The organism is Bradyrhizobium sp., from assembly GCF_049581145.1.
Lineage (GTDB): Bacteria > Pseudomonadota > Alphaproteobacteria > Rhizobiales > Xanthobacteraceae > Bradyrhizobium.
Window position 1 is genome coordinate 1 of record NZ_JBAURI010000207.1, and the last position, 6,620, is coordinate 6,620.

Below are 6,620 nucleotides of genomic sequence, written 5' to 3' on the forward strand. Positions count from 1 at the left end.
GTATCGGCTTCGGGCGTTTGCGCGGGCCCTCCACTGATCCGCCCATCGGGCTATTGCCGGCGCCTGGTCGGCTTTTGATCGGGGATGCCCACGCAGGTGGTAAATCCGTCGGTCTCGCGCGCCGCCGTCCCGCAGGGCACGGCCTTGACCTTTCGCGCCGGGGCACCGTCCGCGTCAACCGTGCGCGATCCCGGACCTTGGCCCGACTGCGGCGATGGAGCGGTGCTGGAGCCGGCCGGCGCAGCGCCGGCCGGCCCATAGGCCCCGATGTAGCCTTGCGCAGGTCCTTGGGTAGCCGGCTGGGCCGTGGGTTCGGACAAGGGCGGCGGACCGGGCAGCGGCGGGGGATGGCCAATCGTGTCACCGACGGATCTATCGCCGCCCGTTCCGGGAGACTGCTGAGCCAGCACGGCCGGCGGCAAAAGCATGAGCAATACCGTGACCAACAATGACATCCAGCGCATCGCACCCTCCACCCGACAGCCAGCAGTTCTACGCCCGCCGCGGCGAGCCCTCAACCTTCGCCTGCAGGTTTCGGCGTGGCCGGGTCTTCGACGCATCATTCAGGGAGGGAGGCAAGCGCCACCAGGCCATCGGACCCGGATGTCGACGCTCCACAGAACCGTGAAGAACCGTGATTGGCCGTCGGCGGTTATTCCCGCTACCGAACCTACAGTTCGGTCGACCGTCCACCAACTCCATTGCAGGAGGCAGTGATGTCCAAGGTTGCGTTGTACGTTCCGCTCGAAGCCAAGCCGGGCAAAGAAAAGGAAGTCGCCGAATTCCTGAAATCGGCCTTGCCGCTCGTGGAGGATGAACCCGGCACGATATCCTGGTTTGCGATCCAGAACGGCCCGTCATCGTTCGCGATCTTCGATACGTTTGACGACGAGGCCGGGCGCGAAGCGCATCTCAACGGCAAGGTGGCCGCAGCGTTGATGGCAAAAGCCGGCGAACTGCTGGCCAAGCCGCCGGCAATTCACAAGATCACAATCCTCGCCGACAAGCTTCCGTAGACAGCCGCAACCGCGATCAGAGCACGCGCGATCCCGCGCAGCAGTGGCAGCTGCGGCAACCGTGTGGGCCGTGGCCTTTCAAGCCGCCTGCGCGATGCCGTCCAGTCGTTGCAGTCCGGCCTCGATCGCTGCGATTTCCACCTCGACCTGACGCAGCGGCAGGCTGAAATCATAGCCCCGCCGCGCCAGCAGATCGAGCGCCAGCCTTTGCCGGTGCAGCCTGAGATCTTCCAGCGCCTGGCGCTTGTTCAGTCGGATATAGGTATCGACGATTGTCTCGATGGCGGTCTTCATGGCGTCCCCTGCGCAATAGAAGGCCGGCGGGCGTGGGGTTCGCCCCGGCTTCTGCTTGCGGTTATTTCCTGCGGCTTTCCTCGGTGATCGCGGGCTCGATTCTCCGGTGCGTCGCGTTCGCGCGCAGACTGCGATGGGCCGGTTAACGGCTGGTTAACGGCACCGCAGGAGACGCCAACCGGACGCGCGGCACGCGCTTCATCGCACCGTCGATTCCGTCAAGGACGAGGTGGTCGCTGGAGAAGCCGTCAAAGTCCGAGCCGCCAACGCGACGCAACCGTCGCGCCATCACGTCGGCCGTTCGACATCAGGCGCGCGCAGGCTGGCGTCGGATGCGGCCTCGGTCTGCTCGACCTTGGACTTCATGTCGGCCGCCTTCTCGATCAGCACGGCTGCGAGTTCGCGGTTGCTGGTGGCTCTGGCGAAGGTGATGAGCGTACTCGCCTGACGCCGCAGATAACGCCTGCTGATCACTGCAATGTCCATGATTGCTTGCCACGGCACAGGACCCGACAGCGTGGGATTTGTTCCGAGGAATTCGCGTCTGGCTGCAAGTTCCAGTGTTCCATTTTGTTTGAACAGTTCGCAAAACGGCTCACACGTCGGATCTGCATCCGATGACCCGCGAATTCCCTGGATCGGCCCGGCCCCAACGGCCGGGCTTCTTGCGCGTCGAGGGAAAGCGCTCAGCGGCCTCGGGCGCTCACGCCTGTTGCCTGTCGCGCTAGCTAGCTCCGGTGAATGATCCTGCGCCGGGATCGACGATGGTGTAACCGGCGATCGAGCGCGGATGTTCTCGCGTCACATGACCGCCGGAGTTGCCGTCATGCACGAGCCAAACATCACCGGCGACATGCTGCTGCAGAATCATGACGTGGCCGGACCGCACCGCCGCCATGCCGGCGGCTGGCGCAGCGCGCGGGAAGCGTCGCCAATTGGCGGCGAGATTCAATTGCGGAATGATCCGGCCGAAGCGGTACAGCGACGCTTCGCAGCCACAGAATGCGTGCGGGCATCCTGACGGACGACCGCTGACGATTCTCTCCTCCGCCGGATACTCGCCTGTCAACATCGCCATCGATTGCAGATAGCTGTGATGAAGATGGTGATGATGAGCGCGATGGGCTTGGACCTGACCGGAGGACAACAACAACGCAACTGGTACAACAACTTTCCACATCGTGGAGGACTCCATGAGTTTGGGAAATCCCCCTGCCGCGACGACAGAAAGCCAGTAAACGTGTCAGGAAGTTGACCGCATACGGCGTAGTAGGGCCTGGAACCTGTTAGTTCCCCGCCCCGACGGTAGTCCGCTGCAGCAAGTGACGACTTGTGATCGGTGACGTGTCCGCCTTCGTCCCATGTACGCGCGGTGCGCGCGACGTCGCGGCGAGAACGATCGCTGGTACTATGTCGACGGCCGAACTGGCGCTGCCGCTTCCTGGCAACGGGCAGTGGTCCATGAGCTTCGGCAGAAGCGCGCGACGGGTAAGCGCGCCGTGCCGGTTGCGCCGGTCGCCAAAAAGCGGTGAACAGCTTGATGCGCCAGATTTTTTAAGTTCCCCGACTCAGGCGAAGGTGGTGATGTCTTCGACGGGGCAGCTCAGAGCGAGTTCGTCATGACCCGCAAAGTGATTACTTTGGAGTTTGTCGTTCCGACGGTGATAGCCATCGCACTGGGGGTCCTGCTCTCGGTCGGTGCCGTCTACGTGACAGACCGCTACCTCGGCCCGGTAGATCAACCGGACTCCGGTCCTGCCGCCGGCGGCCGCCGCTGACGTGAAGACCCGATGCTTCGCTGGCCGCGTTGATCGCCGCCGGGCATGACTTCAACCGGCCTCAAATTGATCTTGCACGGCACTTGATTTCGATCAAAATGGCCATCCGCGTCCGCGCATAGGCTGAATAAAAATAGCGGCGCGTGACGGTGTCCGCGCGGCCGCGGTGCAAGGGAGGAGTGTTAGGGATGAGCGAGATTACGCATTTCGTGGTCGTGCCGTTCGATTACGTCGACAACGACATCGTCGCCGGTGAACCCGTCAAATGCCCGACGCCTGCCGATGCGATCGAGCGTGCGCAGGGCCTCTGGAAAACATTCGGCCATGCCGGCGCGATCGCATTCAGTCGCACCAGCGATTTCGAAATCGGCAAGTTCGACGCGCGGCACGTGCTGCGGCGTTTTGGGCAGGTGCCCAGCGAATATTGATGTGAGCTACGACGAATGCCGCAGCAAACATCTTGCCGGCATGGCGCGCCCCAGCTCTGCGGGATGTGAGAGCATGCCGCGCACTCGATCGGCTTTCCGGATCGCCGAAGAGCTGGAGCTTCATTAGACCCCAGCCCGCGTTGCGCTTGGTTGCACCATCCGCAAACCGGGAACGCCGACCGGCCCGAGCGCATTACGCCCGGTGTTACCGGGGAGGTCGTTGCAATGAAGCATCGTGGCATCTCTTATTGGGTCGTCGAAATGAGCTTTCCATGCGGCTGGAAATGGACGGTCGGCAAAGACCGAACCGTCACCGTCGGCGTCTGCGCCACCCGAATGGACGCGATCCGGCAGGCCCGGACCTTCATCGACGCGGTGGTGGACTGGGCAGGCTAGACCAGCGTGCCAGCTGGACCAGTCACGTCTATTCGAGGGTGACCGGCACGACGCCGGATCGCATGATGCCGAGTGCACGCGCTGCGCTGATCGAGACGTCGAGTACCCGCCCGCGAATGAACGGCCCGCGATCGGTGACGCGGCAACGAATCGATCGGCCGGCATAGCTGACCGTGATCATGCTGCCGAACGGGCGCGTCCGGTGCGCACAGGTCATTTCGCCGCGATGTCCGCGCCCGCGGTAATAAGAGGCCATTCCGCTTTCCGCCCGGGCGGTGGTGGCGATTGTGAGCGCTACTAACGCCACCGAGAGTGTTTTGTACACGGACCAATCCCGTTTGTGCTCATGCATAAAGCATCGAGCCGCGGATCGGTTCCCGACCGCTCCAGGACCGTTGAAGCAGACGGCTTGGAACCAGCATACCCATCGTAAAAAAGGCGCGAATCAGAAATCACGATGCTGGTGGTCCAGCCGGACTCCATGGTCTGGGCGGACCAGGGAGAGCAAGATGGCTGCGGACAGCAACAGCAAGGTCGCCTGGCATCGGGCCCAGATCAGGAAACACCGCGCTGCCCTCAAGCGCATCGAGACCGCCAAGTTCACGGTGGGCGAGAGCGCCGATACCAGGGCGGTCGCGCGGACCAGGACGCTGGTCGCCCAGTTGAATCAGAAGATCAAGCAGTCCGAACACGTCATCGCGCAGCACGAGCGGCAGACCCGGCGTCCGCTGGCGACCGACCTTCGAAGCCTGTCCAGCGTTCCCTGGAGCAACTGGAACGCTCATGGCACCGGTCCGCGCTGAGCGGTCGTCGCCAGACGATCTCGTTTCGGAAGGGGCGCCGCGCCTTGCGCGGAACCGCAGCGGTCCAGCGATCCCCCCGGCTGCCAAGGGCGCTTTGTTAATCTTGCTGGGGAATGATGCCAACGCCGCGCGGCAAATAGCCGGACGCAGATGTCCCGGGGAGTGGCTGACAGGACGGCACCCGGCTATTCGGCCGCGCGGCGGTGCGGCCTCCATATTTAGACACCAACGGCTTAACGATCCCCTGCACGACAGGCGGAAGCCCTTCAGATTCCTAACTTTTTGTGGTCGTGTTCGGCACCGTTATCGCTGCGATGCAGCAGTCAGCCGCCTCGTTTTACGTGCCCGGCGTTGCCGCGGCGCAATAGCGGAAGATCAGAAGCACCGCTAAACTTCATCGACGAGCATTCGGGTCCTCCAACGCCGCCGCCCTGGCGGCGACTTTCGAAAGTCTTCAGAAAGCCGTAAAATGCGTTGTTTCAATGAGATTGAAGCGATCGGCGCGGCGGCAGGCCTGATCTCTTCTGTCGGGGTTGGCCCGTTCTCAGGGAAAACCACGATACGGCGGTCTCATGTCGTGCAGACGGCACGAATGGCTTTGGGTTCTTTGTTTCAAACGATGGCGTAAGCCGGCGCAAACCAGCGCCAGCCCAAGCTGCCGGACCAGCGCGACGACCGGGCCTTCACGAGGCCCATAAGGATTTGGTTCGCGCCGAAATGAAACAGAAGGATTTGAGAAATCTGATCGTCCGGGAATGGGACCAATGGGTCCAGACGCAGTCCATCGACCCCAGGGGGGCAACCGGCCGGGACTCGCTGAAGTTCTTTGTCGATCTGCAGGACCGGCGCTCGACGCTGTTGAATTTTCAATCCCGGGGCCGGGACAAGTGGCAGATTGTCCATGCCTGGCTGCTCAGTGAACGGCGCGTCCTGGACTAACCGCCCTGGACTGGAGCCCCTTGGCCGCTGTTGATAACCCCCCGCCCCGGTCGACGCCGGCGTGACAGCGGGTGCTGGCGTGGTATCGACAAAAAAGATAATCGTGCTCGCGACGGAAGGAAGACCATGCGGATCACCCTAGTCGGCTCCCGCCATTTCGGCGTGACCACGCTGAACATGCTGAGGGAGCACGGGGTCGATATCGTCCGGGTGGTGGTTGCCGACGCCGAGGACCGTCTCGCCGCCACGGCCCGGGCCGCCGGTATTGAGGTCGTGGTCCAGGCCGATCCCAAGCTCGTGGTATCAGCGGAAATCGCTGATGACACCGACCTGATCGTCGCCGCGCATAGCCACGCGCGAATCAGCAAGAAGGCGCTGGCCGCCGCCAGACTCGGCGGCATCGGTTACCACCCGTCGCTGTTGCCGCGGCACCGAGGCATCGCGGCGGTGGAATGGACCATCAAGGAAGGCGATCCGATCACCGGCGGCACGGTCTATCATCTGGCCGACCGCATGGATGCCGGCGCGATCGCCGCCCAGGAATGGTGCTTCGTGAAAAAAGGCGAGACGGCGCGGGAATTGTGGGAGCGCGCGCTGGCGCCGCTCGGCCAGAAGCTGCTGGCCGAGGTGATCGATCACGCCAAGCTTCACAATGACTTACCGGCAAAACCTCAGGACGAGCAATTCGCCACCAACGCCCCGGCTCTGTCGCCGCATTAACCTCGGGGCGCAGCGAGAATTGCCCTCCAACCAATTGAAATTATTTGTGTAATTTTACTTCTTGCGCCGCAACAAATTTTGGACATATTTGCCTCAAATAAGTCCAGTCAATCCCCAATCGCAAGGATTTGATTCATGCGGCTCAATCGCTTTGGCTCAGTAGGATTTGCATTTGTTTTGTCCGCTGCGGCAGCGGCTCCCGCCTTTGCGCAATCACCCTATGACGGTGTCTGGAATGTCACCATT

Annotated in this window: 11 protein-coding genes; 7 read left to right on the forward strand and 4 right to left on the reverse strand. The window is 62.6% G+C overall.

Annotation, left to right across the window (positions count from 1 at the left end):
- Positions 1 to 716 precede the first annotated feature (716 nt).
- A complete protein-coding gene (locus WCB02_RS06885; RefSeq protein WP_423957084.1) occupies positions 717 to 1,016 on the forward strand; it encodes a putative quinol monooxygenase in 300 nt (99 codons plus the stop codon).
- 78 nt (positions 1,017 to 1,094) lie between these two features.
- On the opposite strand, the gene WCB02_RS06890 is transcribed toward WCB02_RS06885, so the two are convergent.
- The 3 genes from WCB02_RS06890 to WCB02_RS06900 form a co-directional block, all read right to left on the reverse strand.
- Entirely contained in the window at positions 1,095 to 1,310 is a 216-nt protein-coding gene (locus WCB02_RS06890; RefSeq protein ID WP_423957085.1) for a hypothetical protein, read from the reverse strand.
- Positions 1,311 to 1,598: 288 nt separating this feature from the next.
- The gene (locus WCB02_RS06895; RefSeq protein WP_423957086.1) at positions 1,599 to 1,796 is read right to left on the reverse strand and encodes a hypothetical protein; all 198 of its coding nucleotides are present in this window, start codon (positions 1,794 to 1,796) and stop codon (positions 1,599 to 1,601) included.
- 238 nt (positions 1,797 to 2,034) lie between these two features.
- Complete coding sequence (locus WCB02_RS06900; protein ID WP_423957087.1) at positions 2,035 to 2,490, reverse strand: hypothetical protein; 456 nt, start codon at positions 2,488 to 2,490, stop codon at positions 2,035 to 2,037.
- Positions 2,491 to 2,929: 439 nt separating this feature from the next.
- On the opposite strand from WCB02_RS06900, the gene WCB02_RS06905 reads away from it, so the two are divergent.
- From WCB02_RS06905 to WCB02_RS06915, 3 genes are all read left to right on the forward strand, one after another.
- Positions 2,930 to 3,088, forward strand: a complete 159-nt coding sequence (locus WCB02_RS06905; protein WP_423957088.1) for a hypothetical protein — start codon at positions 2,930 to 2,932, stop codon at positions 3,086 to 3,088.
- A gap of 188 nt (positions 3,089 to 3,276) precedes the next feature.
- Positions 3,277 to 3,516, forward strand: a complete 240-nt coding sequence (locus WCB02_RS06910) for a hypothetical protein (RefSeq protein ID WP_423957089.1) — start codon at positions 3,277 to 3,279, stop codon at positions 3,514 to 3,516.
- A 225-nt stretch (positions 3,517 to 3,741) separates the two neighbouring features.
- Positions 3,742 to 3,912 carry a hypothetical protein gene (locus tag WCB02_RS06915; protein WP_423957090.1) on the forward strand — a complete coding sequence of 57 codons (171 nt, stop codon included), beginning with the start codon at positions 3,742 to 3,744 and terminating at the stop codon, positions 3,910 to 3,912.
- Between the two features lie 28 nt (positions 3,913 to 3,940).
- On the opposite strand, the gene WCB02_RS06920 is transcribed toward WCB02_RS06915, so the two are convergent.
- Entirely contained in the window at positions 3,941 to 4,168 is a 228-nt protein-coding gene (locus WCB02_RS06920; protein ID WP_423957094.1) for a septal ring lytic transglycosylase RlpA family protein, read from the reverse strand.
- A gap of 253 nt (positions 4,169 to 4,421) precedes the next feature.
- On the opposite strand from WCB02_RS06920, the gene WCB02_RS06925 reads away from it, so the two are divergent.
- The 3 genes from WCB02_RS06925 (at position 4,422) to WCB02_RS06935 (ending at position 6,374) form a co-directional block, all read left to right on the forward strand.
- The gene (locus tag WCB02_RS06925) at positions 4,422 to 4,715 is read left to right on the forward strand and encodes a hypothetical protein (RefSeq protein ID WP_423957091.1); all 294 of its coding nucleotides are present in this window, start codon (positions 4,422 to 4,424) and stop codon (positions 4,713 to 4,715) included.
- 717 nt (positions 4,716 to 5,432) lie between these two features.
- Positions 5,433 to 5,654, forward strand: coding sequence for a hypothetical protein (locus WCB02_RS06930; RefSeq protein WP_423957092.1), 222 nt, complete (start codon positions 5,433 to 5,435; stop codon positions 5,652 to 5,654).
- 126 nt (positions 5,655 to 5,780) lie between these two features.
- Positions 5,781 to 6,374 carry a formyltransferase family protein gene (locus WCB02_RS06935; RefSeq protein ID WP_423957093.1) on the forward strand — a complete coding sequence of 198 codons (594 nt, stop codon included), beginning with the start codon at positions 5,781 to 5,783 and terminating at the stop codon, positions 6,372 to 6,374.
- Positions 6,375 to 6,620: the final 246 nt, after the last annotated feature.

Bases quoted from the DNA above. Each gene is read 5' to 3' on its own strand.
- WCB02_RS06885 (WP_423957084.1), top strand. From the start codon at position 717: ATGTCCAAGGTTGCGTTGTACGTTCCGCTCGAAGCCAAGCCGGGCAAA.
- WCB02_RS06890 (WP_423957085.1), bottom strand. From the start codon at position 1,310: ATGAAGACCGCCATCGAGACAATCGTCGATACCTATATCCGACTGAAC.
- WCB02_RS06895 (WP_423957086.1), bottom strand. From the start codon at position 1,796: ATGGACATTGCAGTGATCAGCAGGCGTTATCTGCGGCGTCAGGCGAGT.
- WCB02_RS06900 (WP_423957087.1), bottom strand. From the start codon at position 2,490: ATGTGGAAAGTTGTTGTACCAGTTGCGTTGTTGTTGTCCTCCGGTCAG.
- WCB02_RS06905 (WP_423957088.1), top strand. From the start codon at position 2,930: ATGACCCGCAAAGTGATTACTTTGGAGTTTGTCGTTCCGACGGTGATA.
- WCB02_RS06910 (WP_423957089.1), top strand. From the start codon at position 3,277: ATGAGCGAGATTACGCATTTCGTGGTCGTGCCGTTCGATTACGTCGAC.
- WCB02_RS06915 (WP_423957090.1), top strand. From the start codon at position 3,742: ATGAAGCATCGTGGCATCTCTTATTGGGTCGTCGAAATGAGCTTTCCA.
- WCB02_RS06920 (WP_423957094.1), bottom strand. From the start codon at position 4,168: ATGGCCTCTTATTACCGCGGGCGCGGACATCGCGGCGAAATGACCTGT.
- WCB02_RS06925 (WP_423957091.1), top strand. From the start codon at position 4,422: ATGGCTGCGGACAGCAACAGCAAGGTCGCCTGGCATCGGGCCCAGATC.
- WCB02_RS06930 (WP_423957092.1), top strand. From the start codon at position 5,433: ATGAAACAGAAGGATTTGAGAAATCTGATCGTCCGGGAATGGGACCAA.
- WCB02_RS06935 (WP_423957093.1), top strand. From the start codon at position 5,781: ATGCGGATCACCCTAGTCGGCTCCCGCCATTTCGGCGTGACCACGCTG.